Consider the following 19,087-nt stretch of genomic DNA (forward strand, 5'->3'; position numbering starts at 1 on the left):
TTCCCTCGCGTTTCCCCGTACCTTGATCCCTTTTTTATGGATAAAAGACCGCTACGCGAATACTTCGGATTCTCAAAACGGGAACGTGTTGGCATATTAACACTGCTGGCAGTCATCGCCGTCTCCCTTTGCATACCCCGCATATGGGAGATCTACCTGCCGCCCGTCATTCCCACAGACAGCAGTTTCCTGGCAGAGGTAACCGCTTTTGAACAGCAGCTGGCTGCCGCAGATACCACACCGCGCAAGTCCGCATACGGCCGTAAACACTACCGGCAGGAGCAGGGCGACCAACCATACCGGTACGGCAACCAATATTCATCACCCCGGCAAAACCACCGTTATAGCAACTATACGCAGGAAAACCACAACTATCCGCGCCAACAAGCCTATCCACATCCAGACAGCCCCGCTCCGCGCAAAACCTATCCTCCCAGGCCCGCCCGTAAACTGCCAATACTCAACATAAACACCTCCGATTCCCTCGATCTCGAGATCCTGCCCGGCATCGGCCCCGCGCTGGCAGGCCGTATCATCCGCTTCCGCGAAAGGCTGGGCGGCTTCCATTCCCCCGCCCAGGTGGCGGAAACCTATGGCCTGCCCGATAGCACTTTTAAAAAAATTCAACCTTACCTGCGTGTAGATAATGTTTCACTAAAAAAATTGGATATCAACCATACGGATGAGCAGTCTTTGGCGCAACATCCATACATACGTTATAAACTGGCAAAGCTGATTGTGCGCTATCGCACTGTACACGGGCCTTTCAGCGATATTAAGGGTATAAAAAACATTCCATTGGTAGATGATAGTATTTATCGTAAAATTGAACCGTATATAAGCAGCAACTAAACCAAAACAAATTCCCCATAATATGGATTTTCAGCCTACGGAAATGCAGCAACAGATTGCGCACATGATACGGGACTTCGGAAAAACGCACATACAGCCCCACATTATGCAATGGGATGAGCACCAGGAATTTCCACGTCCGCTATTCCGGCAACTGGGTGAACTGGGCCTCATGGGCGTACTGGTACCGGAAAAATACAATGGTAGCGGCTTTGGATACCCTGAGTATGTAACAGTGATCAGCGAAGTAGCTAAATTCTGCGGCGCCATTGGCTTAAGCCTCGCCGCACACAACTCCCTCTGTACAGGACATATCCTGCAATTTGCCAATGAAGAGCAAAAACAGCGATACCTCCCTAAACTCGCCACAGCAGAATGGATAGGCGCCTGGGGCCTTACAGAGCCCAACACCGGCTCCGATGCCATGAACATGAAATGCGTAGCCCGCCAGGAAGGCGATGACTGGGTCATCAGCGGTACCAAATGCTGGATCACCCACGGCAGCAGCTGCGATGTAGCAGTAGTGATAGTCCGCACCGGCGACGTACGCGATAGCCACGGCATGACCGCCTTTGTAGTGGAAAAAGGTACGCCCGGTTTCAGCGGTGGCAAAAAAGAGAATAAGCTGGGCATGCGCGCCTCAGAAACCGCAGAAATGATCTTTGATAATTGCCGCATACCAGCGTCCAATATGCTGGGCGCAGTAGGGGAGGGCTTTATTCAATCCATGAAGGTATTGGACGGCGGCCGTATCTCTATAGCCGCGCTCTCACTGGGTATTGCCAAAGGCGCTTACGAAGCCGCCGTAAAATATGCGCAGGAGCGCCACCAGTTCGATCAGCCCATCGCGCATTTCCAGGGTATCTCCTTTAAACTGGCAGATATGGCCACCCAGATAGCCGCTGCGGAACTGCTCACCATGCAGGCCGCAGACCTCAAACAACGCGGCGAAAAAGCCACCAAACAAGCCGCCATGGCCAAGTACTACGCCTCCGAAGTAGCCGTAAGAACAGCCAATGACGCCGTACAGATCTTCGGCGGCTACGGTTACACCAAAGACTTCCCCGTAGAAAAATACTACCGCGATGCCAAACTGTGCACCATCGGGGAAGGCACCTCAGAGATCCAGAAGATCGTGATCGCCCGCGAAGCATTGCGCGGCTAAGTTCACAGGATAAAACACACAAGGCTTTTAGTAACCCGTTATAATAGAAGGCTGGCCTGCATAGGCCGGCCTTCCTCATAAAAAACAACGCCGCCACAACATACCAACGCGCTAATGGAGAACAACATTAATTAACACGCTACCCCCACCGCCTAACGTGCAACCGGCGTTGCCGGCAGGTTCCTCAGTGGGGCCTTGGCTGGCGCGGGCTCCTCCAGCCAACCTGCAAAACGAACACCCCGCGGCAGGCGCAGCCCCACAGAGGAACACTGCCGGCATAGCATATTCCCCCCTCCACTCCCTGCATATCACATCTCTTTATTTGCAAATCCCCAGTCCATCCGCACATTCCCATCCCACACCATCCCTGCCCCCACAGCCAATATTTGACCGTTAATTAACAATCGGCCAACCAACCAGTTATGTTTCCGCGTAAATTTATGTGCCCAAAAAAATAGGCATTATTAAATATCTTGTTTGAGCGCAAATAATTGTTATGAAACTCGAAGAAAAACTAGAACAGCTTTTCCCGTCAACGGAAACCGCCATACCAGCGGAATACCAGTTGCCGGCTGAAATTCATCAACGGGAATACCTCTCCGGTGGCGAAATGAAACAATGGAGCGGCGACGTACACACCGTTGTATCTCCTATAGGCATTCGTACTGCAAATGGATTTGAACGCAAAGTTATAGGCTCCTATCCGTTATGCAGCGCAAAAGAAGCCATGGCTTCGCTGGATGATGCGCTGGCCGCATACGATGACGGCCGCGGCGAATGGCCCACCATGCCCGTAGCAGAAAGGATTGCCTGCGTAGAGAAATTCACCGGCAAAATGATCGAGCGTAAGCAGGAAGTAGTAAAACTCATCATGTGGGAAATTGGTAAATCCTATGCGGACTCCGTAAAGGAATTTGACCGTACCGTAGAATATATACATGCTACTATAGACGCTCTCAAGGAGCTGGACCGTAACTCATCCCGCTTTGAGATCCAGCAGGGCATCATCGGACAAATACGCCGTTCCCCCCTGGGCGTTGTGCTGTGTATGGGCCCCTTCAACTACCCGTTGAATGAAACCTTTACCACGCTCATACCCGCGCTGATCATGGGTAATACCATCCTGTTCAAACCGCCGAAACACGGCACTTTATTACATTATCCCCTGCTGGAAGCTTTCCGTTCCTGCTTCCCCAAGGGTGTGGTAAACACTATCTACGGTCGTGGTAATGTGATCGTACAGCCGCTGATGGAATCCGGCAAGATCAACGTATTAACGCTGATCGGCTCCAGCAAGGTGGCTAACCAGCTTAAGAAAATGCACCCCAAGGTGAACCGCCTGCGCGCCATCCTGGGCCTGGATGCCAAGAACGCCGCCATCATCACAGATAAAGCAGATATCGACCTCGCAGTAAAAGAGTGCGTACTGGGCTCTCTGTCCTTCAACGGCCAGCGTTGCACCGCTTTAAAGATCATCTTTGTACACCGCCGTATTGCAGACGCATTCCTGCAAAAGCTCAGCGATGCCGTGGGCAAGCTCAAGACTGGCATGCCCTGGGAAAAGGATGTGTTCCTTACCCCGCTGCCGGAGCCACAGAAGCCCGGTTACCTGCAAACCTGCATTGAAGACGCTATCGCCAACGGCGCTAAGGTCATTAATCCCAATGGCGGCGCTACGTATGAGTCTTTCGTATATCCGGCTATCGTATATCCGGTGAATGAGCGCATGAAGCTGTATAGCGAAGAGCAATTCGGCCCGGTAATCCCCGTTTTACCTTTCGATGACATTAACACGCCGATAGAATACCTGATCCATTCAGAGCACGGACAGCAGGTAAGCCTGTTCACCAATAATCCGTCAGAACTGGCTTCTCTTATAGACCCGCTAGTAAACCAGGTAAGCCGTGTAAACATCAACTGCCAATGTCAGCGTGGCCCGGATACTTTCCCCTTCACCGGCCGTAAAGACAGTGCAGAGGCTACGCTCAGCGTACCGGATGCTTTAAGGGCATTCTCTATCCGTTCAATGGTAGCCACCAAACAAACGGACGAAAACAAAGCATTAATTAATAAGATCGTCAGTGACCAAACATCAAACTTCCTGTCAACTAAGTACATATTTTAAGTTGGTATAATGTAAAAAAGGGTGAACTATATTACCATTGATCTTTTTTGACAAAAAAATGAACATTAACCCTTTTGTGTGATGGAAGTATGAAAAAGGAATGTTAAATTTGGGTTAAGTCAATCACTCTTTACCTTTTATCAACCTAAACCCAAAACACAGACGATTGAAACACTTTTACGCAATCGAAGAAGCATCCTGATCACACAGGATGCTTTTTTACTGTGTATCCCCTGTGTATCCCCCGCAATTTTATAATTCCGTACTTCTACTGATGTAGTTTTCTCCCCCAGGGTCTATTTTTGTCCGCAACAAAATACAGGAATTGCCATATGCGTAAATTCTTTAAATGGGTAGGCATCATCGCCGTTACCCTGGTGGCCTTGCTATTAATAGGGTATGCAGTCGTGTGGATCTCTACTGATAGCCGCATCAACAAACAATATTCCGTACAGGTAAAACACATGGACCTCCAGGCAGATTCCGCCATGGTGGCCTACGGCGCGCGTTTATTCAACACACAGGGTTGTGCGGAATGCCATGGCGCCCAGGGCGAAGGCCGTGTCTTTATCAACGACCCCAAAGTAGCCGTTATCGGCGGCTCAAACATCACCACCGGTAAAGGCGGTTTGCCTGCCGGTTTTGATGACAATGCCTGGCTCATGGCCTTACGTCATGGCCTCACCCCAAAAGGCAAACCGCTCATGATCATGCCCTCGTATGATTATGCAAAACTGGCTACTTACGAACTGGCAAGCATCGTAGCCTACTGTAAAACCCTGCCGGCTGTGGATCACGAAGTGCCCGCCCCGCAGGTAGGCCCCCTGGGCCGCGTGCTCACTTTCTTCCATAAGTTACCCCTTGTTCCCGCAGAGGAAACAGATCATCAGTACCAGCCCCCCGCCATTGTTAAAAAAGAAGTATCCCCCGCGTATGGAAAGTATCTGTCCATTACCTGCACCGGCTGCCATCAGCCTGATTTTAAAGGAGGCCCCAATCACCAGCCAGGAAGGCCCCAGGTGGCTAATATCACTAGCAAAGGACACCTGGGCCAGTGGACAACAGATCAATTTATTACTACTCTCCGTACCGGTAAAACACCGGAGGGTAAGCAGTTGAACAATGAAGATATGCCATGGAAAATGACCGCTCAGTACACAGACGACGAACTGAAAGCGCTGTACCTTTATCTGAGAAGCCTCTAGGAGTGAGTGAAAAAAGAAACATCCCGCCATAAGCGGGATGTTTTCATTTATATCAGTAACTAACTTAATTATACATTATCCATCCAGGAAATCGTCTGACTGCTGCACGTCTTTTTTCTCCGGCTGCTGACTACTACCCATACCGGCAAACCATTTATCTACTGTTTCACCAATAAAAGGAGGCACCTTGCTCTTCACATAATCGCGCATCACAGCAATAGCCTGCTCCGCCTGTTGCGGGTTTAGCCCCGCCTTTTCCTGTAACTGTTGAATGAGTTCCTGCATGTTTGCTAATTTTTCCTTTGTTACGCTACTTTCAGCTTCACCAATGGGCTCTGTTCCAGCCTTTGCTGTGCATAAGCTTTGGTCAGGACAAACACCTGTTCTGTAGTAGATGGCAGATGGAACATCGCATCGCTCATCACCACTTCACAGATAGAGCGCAGGCCACGGGCACCCAGCTTAAACTCCATTGCCTTGTCCACGATATAGTCAACTGCATCGTCTTCTATGGTCAGCTCTATGCCTTCCACACGGAACAGCTTCTTATACTGTTTAACCAGCGCGTTCTTCGGCTCTGTCAGGATGGCTTTCAGGGCGTCCCGGTCCAGGGAGTTCAGGTAAGTTACCACAGGTAAACGACCCAGCAGTTCCGGTATCAACCCAAAGGATTTCAGATCCTGGGAGTTCACGTAACGCAGGATATGCTTTTTAGTAGCCTCTTCCTTCTCTTTATCTACAGTAAAGCCAATGGAATGCGTTTGCACCCTTCTGCTGATGATCTTGTCAACGCCATCAAAAGCGCCGCCGCAGATAAACAGGATATTCTGGGTATTTACCTTGATCAACTTCTGCTCAGGATGTTTGCGGCCGCCTTGCGGGGGCACCAGCACCTCTGTGCCTTCCAGCAGTTTCAGCAGGCCCTGCTGAACGCCTTCGCCGCTCACATCGCGGGTAATGGAGGGATTATCGCTCTTACGGGCAATTTTATCGATCTCATCTATATATACGATGCCCCTTTCTGCCGCTTCCACATCATAGTTACAAACCTGCAGCAGGCGGGTCAGGATGCTTTCCACATCCTCGCCTACATAGCCGGCTTCCGTAAATACGGTAGCGTCTACAATGGTAAAGGGCACATTCAGCAGCTTGGCAATGGATTTGGCCAGCAGGGTCTTACCCGTACCGGTCTCGCCCACCATGATGATGTTGGATTTTTCAATTTCCACCTCATCATCCCCTATTTGCTGGTTCAGGCGCTTGTAGTGGTTATACACCGCCACAGCCAGTATTTTCTTGGCGTCGTCCTGGCCAATCACGTACTCATCCAGGAAAGACTTGATCTCCACAGGTTTAGCCACTTTTGGCACAAAATGGGAGGGGGCCTTTTTATTATGCTGGAACAGCTCCTGTTCTATGATTTCCTGTGCATTAGCCACACAGTTCTCACAGATATGCCCTTCCGCACCAGCAATCAGTATCTGCACGTCGTCTTTGGTACGGTTACAGAAGGAACAGCGTATTTTGGATTCTTTCATCCTCAGTAGTTTATTTTTTTCGCAGTAGCTAACAAAGTTAGGTAAAATACCAAAAAGGGAGAAACGGAGAAAGGACCGGCCTTCCTCCGTTTCTCCCTATAGTAGCAAACGCTTATTGCGGCGTATTTTCCTGTTTCTTTTTAGGATTTTTGTCCAGCACGTCGTCAATGATGCCATATTCCTTGGCCTCATCGGCAGTCATCCAGTAGTCGCGGTCAGAGTCCTTTTCCACTTTCTTGAACGGCTGGCCGCAATGGCTGGAAATGATCTCGTTCAGCTCCTTCTTCAGCTTCACAAACTCGCGGGCAGTGATCTCTATATCAGAGGTCTGGCCTTCCGCGCCGCCATGAGGCTGGTGGATCATCACACGGGCGTGTTTCAGCGCCGTACGTTTACCTTTGTTGCCGGCTACGAGCAGCACAGCGCCAAAAGAGGCGGCCATACCGGTACAGATAGTGGCTACTTCAGGAGAGATGATCTGCATGGTGTCATAGATGCCTAAACCGGCATATACGCTACCACCCGGGCTGTTAATATACATCTGGATATCGCGGTTGCGGTCTGCAGACTCCAGGAACAATAACTGGGCGGTGATCACATTCGCCACATAGTCATTGATGGGATCGCCCAGGAAAATGATACGATCAGCCATCAGGCGGGAGAACACGTCCATTTGGGTCACGTTCAACTGACGCTCTTCAATAATGTAGGGCGTTAAGGAGTTAAACTGGTGACGGGCATAGCTATCTACTACCAGGCTGCTGATTCCACGATGATGGACCGCATATTTTCTGAATTCGTTATTAATGTTCATGATGGTGATGTTTATGAGGTAATTTAGCAAATTCTTCGGCTGTTATTTCCTCTTCTTTTAGATCCACCTTTGTTTCTGCCCAGTCAAACAGTTTCTGGGTAACCATTTCACGATAGGTCTGGTCCACGAATTTTTCATCCTGCATCAGGCGATCCAGGTAGCTGTCCAGCCAGTCAGCGCCATCCAGTGCGGCGCCGGCCCCGTAATAGCCCATCAGTTTCTGTTTAGCGCTCTCCCTTAATTCTTCGAAAGATACTTCCAGTTTATTCTCGCGGATCAGTTTATCGCTTATGAGCGTCCAACGCAGTTGATGATCAAAGTTCGGATATTCTTTTTCGGCTTCTTCGGCAGTCTTCGGTTTCTCGCCGCCGGTCTGTAACCAACGGGTCAGGAAGCCTTTGGGTAATTCCATGGGCGTTTCATGCACCAGCACCTCGAAAAGGTCGTTATGCAGGCGGTTACGGCTTTCGGTATCCCAGTATTTTTCTATTTCTTCTTTCAGTTTAGCCCGGAAAGCAGCTTCTGTGGTCAGTTCCTCATTAGGATAGATCTCCTTGAAAAACTCTTCATTTAGCTCGCGTTGTTCTATCAGGCCAACTTTGGTGATGGTGAGTTTGAAGTATTTCTGGGCGGCTGCCTGGTCATTTTCTTCAAAGCCCAGGTCCTTCAGTATCCAGTTCAGTCGCTCTGTATCAAAGGAAGTAGCTAGCTGGAAAACGATGGTATCGCCCGCTTTTTTGCCCTTCAGCTGCTCCTGGATAGAGGAGGAGAAGTATTTCAGCAGTAAGGAGTTATCTTTTTTAATGCCGCCTTCGATTACATTACCCTGCGCGTCGCTTTCTTCAAATTCTACGTTCAGTACATTGTCTTCGTTGTCAATTGCCTCAGGCTCAGTCATTTTGCCGCCTTTGATCTGCAGGCGTTTTACTTCTTCGTCCACTTCAGCGTCTGTAGCCTTGACCTTGTAACGGGTCATGACTGTTTTGCCAGCCTCAAGGGGAGATACCTCAAAAGCAGGTTTCAGACCTACCTCAAAGTTAAAAGCGTATTCGTCGGGTTTGTTGAAGTCCAGGGGCAGGGACTCCTTGTCCAGGGAGATAGGCTGGGCAAAAATGTCCAGTTTCTCGTTCTGCAGGTAACCTGTCAGCTCTTTTTCAACGGTTCTCAGTACTTCATCCGCAAACAGCGCCTGGCCGTGCATCTTCTTTACCATACCAGCAGGCACCATACCTTTACGGAATCCCGGAATATTGGCGGATTTGCTGAATTGTTTTACCGCTTTGTCAAAATTAGGAAGGTAGTCTTCCTGGCTCACTTTCACAGTGATCTTATCGTTCAATAAACCAATGTTTTCTCTGGTAACGGTTGCCATAATAATTATTAAAATAAGTGTTCTTTATAAGCAATAATAGTTCCTTGTTTGATTTTCTGCCATGAAGTCACAAAGGCACGAAGGAATGGCAGCAGGGAAAGAGGTACTTAGTGACTTAGCGCCTTTATGGCAAATATGCATTAAAAAAACGTGTAAAGTAAGGGCGTTTAAAAGTAGATCTTCGCCAGCCCCTGATTCAGCCGTCCTTAGTGTAATTAGCTACCTGTCAAATAGTTACAAAAATTAACTGCCTTTACCGAAGCGCGAAGATAGTGCGTTTCAATGAAGTTTGTTTATATAGGCCCGGCAAATTTTTTAGGCGGATGGCGCTCCGCCAGGGCCGTCCGGCTGCGCTCCCGCATCGCTGGCCGTTTTATCCCCGCCTTAGCCAACGACCGCAGCTACCACCCCCACCCGCCACTCGCAAATGAACGCCAAATCCCGGTTGTTTATTAATTTAGCACCGCAGCCATCTCTTATTAATAAGGAACAGGGGGACAATACAGCATGAAAAAGGACTTTCCCATCTATGATATAAGCACTATATCTGAATTTAAAAAGGAGGATATCCTCATCAGCAGGTTTGCGCCTTACCTGGAAACGCATCCCAACCTCTGCCTGCCCCATAAGCATAACTTTTTTCATATGCTACTGTTCACAGAAGGCGGCGGCCATCACGCCATCGATTTTAAGGAATTCCCGGTAACGCCTTTCCAGATCTATTTCATGATCCCCGGCCAGGTACATAGCTGGAACTTCGAAGGCGAAGCAGACGGGTTTGTGATCAACTTCTCCCTGCCCTTCTTCAAATCCTTCCTCTTAGATTCCGCTTACCTGGAGCAGTTCCCCTTCTTCAGCGGCGTACTGGAGGATTGTGTGCTCTTTTTGCCGGACGAGCTCCAGTCAGAGGTCTTACGTTTATTCAACAGCATGCTCACAGAGTCCGAAGCTGGCCACCAGCAGGGTATGGATATGATCCGGGTACTACTGGTACAGCTATTCATCACTCTCAGCCGCCTCAGCGAGCGCAGCCAGTCTAAACAACGGCATGGCGCCTCTTATGCTGTCTTCAAAAAATTCATGTCCCTGATTGAGCAGCATATCACCACGCTTAAACTCCCCAGCGAGTATGCCGCCTTACTGCATGTCACGCCCAATCACCTGAACAGCGTCTGCAACATGATCTTTGGAAAATCCGCCGGAGAGATCATCCGCGATAGGGTAGTACTGGAGGCCAAACGGATGATCATTAATATAGAACTTTCCATTTCTGAGATCGCCTATAAACTGAACTTTAAAGACGCCTCTTATTTCTCCCGCTTCTTTAAGAAGTATGCGGGCCAGTCGCCGGAAGAGTTCCGGCAGGCAACACTGCATATAAACAAACATTAATACCATAAGCAGTAAAGAGGCCCCCTCCATATAGAAGAAGCCCCTTTCTGTCAATCAATCAACCGTTACTATTTATCAGGCGGCTTGTATCGCAGAGAGCTGCGGGGCCGGTTTCAATTTTCTAAAAGAAGGTCGTTTCAGATACGTGAGGCTGCGCCACAGCCATTCACACGGTCCAAAAAGGAAATAGCGGAGCCAGATATGGCTGAATATTACCTGGAAAGCATAAAAGCCCAGCGCTAATCCAAATATCTCGTAACGCTGTAACCTGCCATAAAAATTAATGGCTGTCAGCAGCATAAAAACAGACTGTACCAGGTAATTCGTGAACGCCAGCTGTCCTGCCGGCGCCAGCACATTAAACACACGCCGGAAAGCGGATAACTTATACAACAGGGCCAGCAGCCCTATATACCCCACTACCTGGAATATACGCCGCACCTGCAAAAGGTCTGCCGCCGGTCTGTGTTGTATTACTATTACCTCATCAAATTTTACAGCATAGATATAACTGGCATTAATATAATTATACCACACACCAGCCGTAACGCCTATAACAGCAGTCAACACATATATGGCCACATGGCTTTCACCGCTCAGGAACCCTGATCTGTATAAAATCATACCCACAAAAAAGAACAACAGCACATCAAACCAGTTATCGTACAGGAATACGCTCTCCATATACACTGCCCTCGTTTGACGGGCCTCGATAATACCGCCGGCATCCGCCTGCTGCATTGTAGCCGTTTCCTGCATGGCTTTTTGCATCATACCTTTGCTACTGTTCTCCTGCCGGAACGTATGGTAATTGGTTAGCTCCGTAGCCTGCGTAGCAGAAAGTTTCACTTTTTTACTTTGCAGTACGTCCGCCTGCACGCCCTTTTCAATAATGGCCTTTTTCTCAATGATCTTATTAGATTGATGGTACACGCCAAATACCAGCAGTACCACAATCGGTATCAGCAACCAGCGCACAGACATCTTCCTGAAAGGGAACAGGAACATACCTATTAAACCGTAAAAGAAAAGTATATCGCCCCACCAGAGCAATACAAACGCATCAAACACGCCAAATGCCATCAGCCAAATTACACGCCGGTAATAGATATCCGCCGCTGCCACCGCATGGTTACCTTTTTCGATCCGGTCCAGCAACAACAAGCTCCCCGCGCCAAACAGCACGGAAAACAATCCCCGCATAGCGCCTTCACAGGTCACCATCGCAATTACCCAGGCATAATAATTTAAGCCGGTGACCGGTTGCTGCAGGTTCATATTCCTGTAAAAAACATTGGATTGCACCGCTCCCATGATGTTCATGAGTAGGATGCCCAATAAGGCTAGGCCGCGTAATGCATCCAGGAAGCGGATCCGCGCTGTATTCGTCAGCGGGGCCTGGGCCTGGTCGTTTGTGGATACTGCTGTCATGAGGTATTCGTCATTAATACTCATTGTCCCTGTCTGCTGGAGTTAAATTACGTTCCTGTACTGCAATGCGCCCGCATAACAATCCGGTTCTTCAATAGATCATGGTAATTGATAACAGCATGTATCCACAAAACTGTTTCGCGGATCAAAAGTAGTATGCCGTAGTATGATAACATATCGCCGAAAGTGGTGATAACGCATGTCTCATTTTTTGTTGTTTTTCTGAAGAACTACTACATTTGAAAAATGGCTTATAAAAAACATGATATCCTGTTGAAATCCGCGTTCGAAGAGACTTTCCCCGACTTACTCCGTTTTTATTTTGATAGTGCTGACGTCATTTTCGATATGGAGAAACAATTTGAATTCCTGGATAAAGAATTGAGAGAAATTTTTCCAGATCCTGATAAAAACGGAGGTACCCGGTTTGTAGACATGCTGGTAAAAACCTTCCTAAAAACCGGGGAAGAGGAATGGATATTGGTACATATAGAGATTGAGGGAGGCCGTAACCAAAACTTTCCCCATCGTATGTTCCAGTACTGGTACCGCATCTACGACCGTTACGGCGTAGACATTGCCGCGCTGGCCGTTTTTACCGGCAATCGCCGCCAGCCTGCGCCCGCCCGCTACTGCAAGGAATTCTTAGGCACCCGTATATCCTATGAGTATAACGCCTACCACATACTGACCCATAGCGAAGAGCAACTGCTCTCCATGGATAATCCCTTTGCCCTGATCGTACTGGCCGCCCAGAAAGCGCTGCTGGCAGGCCGGATTCCCGAAGAAGAACTGGCAGAGGAACGCCTGACAATTGTAAAGGCGATGATCGCCAGTGGTAAGTATGATAAGGAGCGGATTATGCAATTTCTGTTGTTCCTGAAAAATTTCCTGTATATCGGGGATAAGGAAATAAATCGTAAATTTGAAGAGGAGATAAAATTGATCACAGAAAATGAGATTAATATGGGTATTGTAGAAGCAACAAACATAGTTAATTACGAGAGGGGGTTGGAGGAAGGAGAGAGCTTACAGGCAAAGATAGGCGTTACCAATATGCTGCGCGAAAATTTTGCAGTGAACAAAATTGCCTCTTTACTGGGTGTCTCAATCGAATTTGTTGAGAAGATAAAAGCAAGTCTAAGTAAATAAGTATCCGGAGCCTGTCTGGCATTGATAAAGTATTATTATCCCGTTTATTTAACTCCCTCAATCAAAATAAGACCCCGAAAATCCCACTCAATAAATAATACCATTTACTTATTTTATATACACTAAAAAGAATTTCATGGGTATTTTGGAAACACTTAACCAGCCTGCATACGAAGAAGGATACAAAAAAGGCATTACACCGGGTGTACGCTACCTCGTAAAGCATCACAACTATACAGCTGAATACCTCGCATCAGCATTCAACGTATCCATTGATGTCAAGAAGAAATAATACAAACCTCCCCTGCAGAATAACCCAATCCCATCTTTCGTCATCGATATCTACCTATTGCCAGTCACTTAAATCCCCCGCTCGGAATAACAAATTTCATCTCAATCTGAACATATCTCCGTCAATCTGCCCCACCACCTGCTAAAACAAAATCCCATTTTAGCAATCCCTATTTTTTCCTTAAATTGAACCCTATTCAATTAACAATCAATATCTAATTATGAAAATCTATTTTTATGGCAACACAAACCAGCGTAATCAAATTCACCGGCAAACTAGGTGATATCATCGGCTACCGTTGTGGCAAAAAACACCATCTGCGTACCCGGCCGGAACACATTCACCAAACCGCTGCCACCAAACAAGCAGCCCAAAACTTCGGCATTAACAGCCGCAAAAGTAAGATCATCCGTAAGGCAATCCTCCCGCACCTGGATCTGCGTTACGATGGTACCACCGGCAACCGCCTAACCCGGGAACTGATCCTGGCAGGCAAACAACCACCCAAAAGCAGCCCCACAAAAGCGCCGCATAAACACAGCAGCGACCACCTGCAGGCACTCCTGGGCTTTCGCTTTAATCACCACACCGGCATAAACAACATCCTCCTAGAGCCTCCGGTAATCACCCCGGATGGTCAGATAACCCTGCCCGCGCAGTTCATCCGTCAACCAGGATCCGCGGGATTTATCGAAGTAAAAGCAATAGCCGTACGCATCAATTTCACAGAACGCCGGGTAGTCAGCACAGACGAAGCCATAGAGCTCATCGACTTGAGCCAGTCATTCTCCGGTACTACATTAAAGATCGATACATCCGGCAAAGGCACCTTATTCATAGTGCTGCAACTCCGGGCCTGCATCAGCTGCAACGGCGCCGTTCTCCCGCTGGGCGACCGCCGGTATAATGCCGCTGATATCATCGCTGTCACCCCACAGCAAAAGCCCAACAATAACGACAAGAAGCCTCGCAGAAAACAGCTGTCCTACACAACATATACCGGCAGGCACACGCATCACATGTCCTGTATCAAACCGGCTGCCCTGGCATCCTTTGACTGGCCCAATAATCAACCAGCCGCTTATGCTGCCAAACCCGGCTGCAATACCTGGCCAACAATAACGGACCGCCAACGGGAATGAACAGCCAAACCATGCGCATAAACGGCCTTTTTCAGGAAGCCTGCACACATCATCAAAAGCTTCATGACAATAAGCCCGGATCGCCGCCTACAAAATGAACATCACATGCTGCAACCCGCTAACAACCCATCTCACAGATCACTCAAAACAAAAGGAGCAACCAGCTCCCGGACAACCTATGCCCGGTAACGGCTAAACCCCATGCTTTTTGCATACCTCCCACAATTCTCCCGTTATCACCCTCGCTAAATCCTCTCATTCCCCTCCCGGAAAACCGCTTTTTATCACCCATACAAGCACTATTCCCCATATCCTGCCAGCAAAATATCACCTCGCCCCATTTCCAGGGCAGATCTGATGCAAGTCCACCTTTTCTCCGGCTAGGGTTGCACTATCCTTGCTCTTTCCTGGCCCTTTCGTCGTATATACCCCCACTAATACCCATGACACACTCATTTACACCCAGGCGAAGAATGGATCACCTCCCATACATCTGCAAACCCACCAAAATCCAATCCCCAACCAATACCGCACTGAAACATCCACAACATCCTCCAACTAATCCCACTCACCTCCATTCACCAAAAATTAACACCCCCCGCCTCAATACATTTTATATTTTCACCCTTTAATCACTAATCAATATGAACACATCCATCCGTTCCAAACTCACCTTGTTGTTAATCATTTTATTCCCCCTGGCAAGCGCCCACGCAACACAATTGCCCGGTAATTTAGACACCACCGCCGCCATCACTGCCATCCGCGCTGCATACCAAAAGATCAACGCTGGCCCCAATACCGTAGAGATCTTCAAATACACCGCCCAGGACTGCGTAAACGAAGGCGAAGTCACCTATTTCTTCAATGCCCAAAAAGAAGTAGTCAAGATCGTCGAAACCGGCGATATCGGCGACGGCGTGTGGTCCCGCGAATTCTATTACCAATCCGGCAAATTCATTTTCTGTTATGAACTGCTCATCGGGGGCCCGGCAGAAGGACCAGAAATGAAGAGTGAATTCCGCACCTACGTAAAAGACGACCAGGTGATCCGGTTTATGGAAGACAAAAAAATAATGACGCCGGAAGTGCGCTCAGCAGACGCATTAGCCGTTTGCTACAAACTGGTAAAAGCCCGCACAACCAAAAAATTTGCAGAAGTACTCTGTCATTAAGATACACAAAAGAAAAAGAGGCCAACCGGCCTCTTTTTTCAAACAAACAACAGGTATCTATTCGTAACAAAAAACCTTCAAACTAAAACCACGGCACAAAAACAACAACAACAATCCTCCCACAAAACCTTTCAACCAACAACAATCCCCCGTCACTGCCTTTTAACCCGCCCTACCTTTATCAACTGCACCGCCTTTTCATCCCCTCTATCAGATCTAAGATTAGATATATCCAAACGAGCCACATCATCCGCGATCACCGGCACGCGGGGATCAGCCATCTGCGAACCCAACGTCACATCCCGCAGCGCAATATCTTCCACATGCCGGATAAACAACCCGGAACTAGGCAAATTCTTCCACCTGTCAGGCGCCGGATACTCCTTTTCCAACTCCGGCACTTTTAATGGATCACCCATATACTCGCCCTGCTGAACACCGCCCTTATTCACAATCCGGACATTATTCAACGTAATATTCTCTATCGGCGAGCCCGGTATCCCGGTAATCGACGATGAATAATTCCCCGCATCATACACATTTATATCCGACAGTGAAATATTCCGCATCTTCCCCCGGGGCGGCTCCGGGGCCGCATCCGTATGTTTCCGGGCCCTGTTGCCAAGCCGCACATAAATAGGACAGGCCGTGCCTTCAATAGTGATATTACTCACCGTCACGCCATCCATTACCCCGCCATCCACTATTTCAAGCGCAATACCCACCTGTCCTATACGCGGCGTTTTAAACACCGGTTCCGTAGGGCATACGGAAGGTTTTACAATACAATTACTGATCTGGATATTTTTAAACCCGCCGGTAGATTCTGTGCCACACTTAATAGCCGCGCAAAAGCTGCTCACAATACAATTGGTAATAACAACATGCTCGGTGGCCGCGGCCCCGGTGCTTTTAAGCGTAATACCATCATCATCCGTATCCATAATACTGTTCGATATGACCACATGCCGGCACCCATCTATATCAATCGCATCATTATTCCGGTTACTATGGTTATAAACATAGATCTTATCAATAACCACATTGTCACAATTCAGATAATGCTGGTTCCAGATCCCGGAGCTTTGCATCGTCACATCCTCAACCGTAACCTTCCGGCACGATATAAACAGGATATTCCTGGGCCTGCCATCCCGGTCTTCATATACCGCGCCCGGTGGGGTAGGGAGGGGTACCTGCTTAGCGCCCTGCCCATCTATAGTCCCTGGCCCGCCGATACCAATATTACTGGCGCCTTCCGCATAAATAAGGGCATACCACCCGCCCGGATCCTTTTGAGAGCGATATGCTGGCTGTTTTTGCCGTGGAAAATCACGATGATCGGTACTGGCATACAAAACAGCGCCCCGCTCCAGGAAAAGCGCCACATTATCCATTAAAGTAATGGTGCCGCTTTTAAAATTACCGGTGGGAATGATCACCCTGCCACCGCCAGCTTTATAACAAGCCTCCACCGCCTTATTAATAGCTGCCGTGCTCAATTTACTGGTGTCGCTGACAGCCCCATAATCCACTATATTAAAATCATTAGCCTTTACAGAAACATAAAACAAGGCAAAAACAGGTAACCACAATAATATCTTCATCCTACGATCATTTTATACTTAATATCCATACCCCTGGTGCAGATTAGGATTGCTGCTCAGCGTCTGAGGGCCATAAGGCAGGATCTCCCGCTGATTAGGCACAAAACTTCCTGCCCAGTCATTCTCAAAATTGTTCAAATACGAAGATGCCCAGTTCACGCTGCTATACCCCGCCGGCGGAGTAGCCGGTGTAGGCTGATAATAACTGGAATAATACACAATACCCGTAGCCGAATTATTGAGATAATACATTTTGGCAGGCAGATTATTATAAGGCGCCTCCAGCTTCCGGAACTTCGCCAGGTTAACCCTGGTTTCAGAAAACACAGTACTGATCAGGTTCCAACGGATCAGGTCCCATTTCCGCAACCCTTCGCCGCCAAACTCAAACATTCGCTCATCAGTAATAGCGGTAAAGAAACCTGCGTAGTCAGATGGAATAGCACCCATTTGACTTTCATCCCCATTAAACCCTCTTACATGCACCTGTTTAAAAGCATCCAATGCTGCCGCAGTAGGAGCGTGGTGGATCTCATTTTCCGCTTCTGCGAACATCAGCAGTACATCAGAATAACGGATCATTGGCCAGCTGATGCCGGTATACGCAAAATTGCTGTTAGCCGGAGTCGCCGGGTTAGAATGCCAGTCGCGCCGGAACTTTGCCATCACAAAAGGCCCATAAACGGAGGCCAGCCCGGTATAATAGCCGGATCCATTGATGGCATAGCTGGCAATGGTCACATCCCGCCTTACATCCAGGCTGTCGAATTTATAGAAATAGGTAGGCAGCGCCCAGTCAGATCCCATCCCATTGCCATTCACCCGGATGCCGTCTATAAAGCCCACCCGGCCGTCTGAAACGCCGGTGCCGCCGGATAATCCTACCTGGAACAATATCTCCCCATTGGGCTCCAGCCGGTGCGCGTCCAGGTTATCTTTAAATACCGCCTGGAAGCTGGGATTCAAATGATGTTTACCGGAATTGATGATGTCATTACATTCATCGCTGGCTATCTGGTAATATTTCAGGTAGTCCGCCGGCCGTTCCATCTGTTTGGATGCAGCCCGCAATGAATAACCGCCCCGGAACAAAGCTATCCTGGCTCGCAGCGCCTTAGCCGCCCCTTTCGTTATCCGCTCGTCCGCAGTTACACCGGGATCACCCCGCCAGGGCAATAAGGTATCCGCCAGGGCCAGATCGTTCAGGATATGATCATAGATAGAGTCCCTGTTCGTAGCCGGCAGGTTAAGATCCGGTTGGTCTACGGAGGGGATGTACGGAGCAGGCACATCTCCCCAGAATTTGATCAGGTCAAAATAGAACTGCGCCCGTAAGGTCAGCGCCTCGCCATACAGCCTCCGCAGACTGGCTTTATCACTTTCAGATCCATTGGTATACAAATGCATCTGCGGAATGCTTTTGATGCAATGATTGGCGCGGTCAATCCCCGCATAGTAAATATTCCATTCCGCGTCCAGCTCCGTATTGGTGGCGAGGGCATTGTACCTGCAAAGGGCCTTGGGGCCATTATCGCCGCCTATGGTGATGGTATTGCTGGCGTTGCAGTACGATTCATCACAGTCATTGGAAAAATAATACTGGATCCTTCCGCCATACCCTCTGTCGCCGGTAAGGGTGGCATACGTGCCTATAACGGCGCTATATGCGTCGTTAACGCTGCCAAAAACATAAGCCTCATCAAAAGCCGAATTAGGGCTCAGCGTCAGGAATTTCTTACAGGAGTAAAACGAGATGGCCATTAGAAAGGATCCGCCAAGAACAGCCAGTCTCTTTAAATGAATAATGCGCATATGCTGAATGATC

The 19,087-nt window shown here is 48.6% G+C and carries 15 protein-coding genes; 8 read left to right on the forward strand and 7 right to left on the reverse strand.

Annotated features, from left to right (window positions below; all coding sequences use genetic code 11):
- Positions 1–36 precede the first annotated feature (36 nt).
- The 4 genes from F0L74_RS06855 (at position 37) to F0L74_RS06870 (ending at position 5,347) form a co-directional block, all read left to right on the forward strand.
- Entirely contained in the window at positions 37–852 is an 816-nt protein-coding gene (locus F0L74_RS06855; protein ID WP_149837057.1) for a ComEA family DNA-binding protein, read from the forward strand.
- A gap of 22 nt (positions 853–874) precedes the next feature.
- Positions 875–2,017 (forward strand): acyl-CoA dehydrogenase family protein, encoded by a 1,143-nt coding sequence (locus tag F0L74_RS06860; protein ID WP_149837058.1) that lies wholly within the window; start codon positions 875–877, stop codon positions 2,015–2,017.
- Positions 2,018–2,513: 496 nt separating this feature from the next.
- Positions 2,514–4,142 carry an NADP-dependent glyceraldehyde-3-phosphate dehydrogenase gene (locus F0L74_RS06865; protein ID WP_149837059.1) on the forward strand — a complete coding sequence of 543 codons (1,629 nt, stop codon included), beginning with the start codon at positions 2,514–2,516 and terminating at the stop codon, positions 4,140–4,142.
- Positions 4,143–4,474: 332 nt separating this feature from the next.
- The gene (locus tag F0L74_RS06870; protein WP_149837060.1) at positions 4,475–5,347 is read left to right on the forward strand and encodes a c-type cytochrome; all 873 of its coding nucleotides are present in this window, start codon (positions 4,475–4,477) and stop codon (positions 5,345–5,347) included.
- Positions 5,348–5,422: 75 nt separating this feature from the next.
- Here the strand turns inward: F0L74_RS06870 and F0L74_RS06875 are convergent, their stop codons facing one another.
- The 4 genes from F0L74_RS06875 to tig all read right to left on the reverse strand — a co-directional run bounded on the left by F0L74_RS06875 (position 5,423) and on the right by tig (position 9,071).
- Complete coding sequence (locus tag F0L74_RS06875; protein ID WP_149837061.1) at positions 5,423–5,632, reverse strand: hypothetical protein; 210 nt, start codon at positions 5,630–5,632, stop codon at positions 5,423–5,425.
- Positions 5,633–5,652: 20 nt separating this feature from the next.
- Complete coding sequence (gene clpX, locus F0L74_RS06880; RefSeq protein ID WP_149837062.1) at positions 5,653–6,885, reverse strand: ATP-dependent Clp protease ATP-binding subunit ClpX; 1,233 nt, start codon at positions 6,883–6,885, stop codon at positions 5,653–5,655.
- Between the two features lie 112 nt (positions 6,886–6,997).
- Positions 6,998–7,699: an ATP-dependent Clp endopeptidase proteolytic subunit ClpP gene (gene clpP, locus F0L74_RS06885; protein WP_149837063.1), complete on the reverse strand. Its 702-nt coding sequence runs from the start codon at positions 7,697–7,699 to the stop codon at positions 6,998–7,000.
- Positions 7,689–9,071, reverse strand: coding sequence for a trigger factor (tig, locus tag F0L74_RS06890; protein WP_149837064.1), 1,383 nt, complete (start codon positions 9,069–9,071; stop codon positions 7,689–7,691). The genes clpP and tig overlap by 11 nt, the downstream gene beginning before the upstream one ends.
- A 507-nt stretch (positions 9,072–9,578) precedes the next feature.
- Here tig and F0L74_RS06895 point away from each other — a divergent pair.
- Positions 9,579–10,463: a helix-turn-helix domain-containing protein gene (locus tag F0L74_RS06895; RefSeq protein ID WP_149837065.1), complete on the forward strand. Its 885-nt coding sequence runs from the start codon at positions 9,579–9,581 to the stop codon at positions 10,461–10,463.
- Positions 10,464–10,538: 75 nt separating this feature from the next.
- Here F0L74_RS06895 and F0L74_RS06900 read toward each other — a convergent pair whose 3' ends face one another.
- A complete protein-coding gene (locus F0L74_RS06900) occupies positions 10,539–11,894 on the reverse strand; it encodes a DUF418 domain-containing protein (protein WP_188315883.1) in 1,356 nt (451 codons plus the stop codon).
- A gap of 246 nt (positions 11,895–12,140) precedes the next feature.
- Here F0L74_RS06900 and F0L74_RS06905 point away from each other — a divergent pair, with 246 nt between their 5' ends.
- The 3 genes from F0L74_RS06905 to F0L74_RS06915 all read left to right on the forward strand — a co-directional run bounded on the left by F0L74_RS06905 (position 12,141) and on the right by F0L74_RS06915 (position 15,655).
- Complete coding sequence (locus F0L74_RS06905; protein WP_149837067.1) at positions 12,141–13,046, forward strand: RpnC/YadD family protein; 906 nt, start codon at positions 12,141–12,143, stop codon at positions 13,044–13,046.
- Between the two features lie 528 nt (positions 13,047–13,574).
- Positions 13,575–14,480 (forward strand): hypothetical protein, encoded by a 906-nt coding sequence (locus tag F0L74_RS06910; protein ID WP_149837068.1) that lies wholly within the window; start codon positions 13,575–13,577, stop codon positions 14,478–14,480.
- Positions 14,481–15,124: 644 nt separating this feature from the next.
- Positions 15,125–15,655, forward strand: a complete 531-nt coding sequence (locus tag F0L74_RS06915; protein WP_149837069.1) for a hypothetical protein — start codon at positions 15,125–15,127, stop codon at positions 15,653–15,655.
- A gap of 152 nt (positions 15,656–15,807) precedes the next feature.
- On the opposite strand, the gene F0L74_RS06920 is transcribed toward F0L74_RS06915, so the two are convergent.
- Complete coding sequence (locus F0L74_RS06920; RefSeq protein WP_149837070.1) at positions 15,808–17,262, reverse strand: glycoside hydrolase family 28 protein; 1,455 nt, start codon at positions 17,260–17,262, stop codon at positions 15,808–15,810.
- A gap of 18 nt (positions 17,263–17,280) precedes the next feature.
- On the reverse strand, positions 17,281–19,074 hold the full coding sequence (locus F0L74_RS06925; RefSeq protein WP_213086905.1) for a RagB/SusD family nutrient uptake outer membrane protein: 1,794 nt from the start codon (positions 19,072–19,074) through the stop codon (positions 17,281–17,283).
- Between the last annotated feature and the right edge of the window lie 13 nt (positions 19,075–19,087).

This window comes from Chitinophaga agrisoli (assembly GCF_008386695.1).
In the GTDB taxonomy this organism is placed as follows: Bacteria; Bacteroidota; Bacteroidia; order Chitinophagales; family Chitinophagaceae; genus Chitinophaga; species Chitinophaga agrisoli.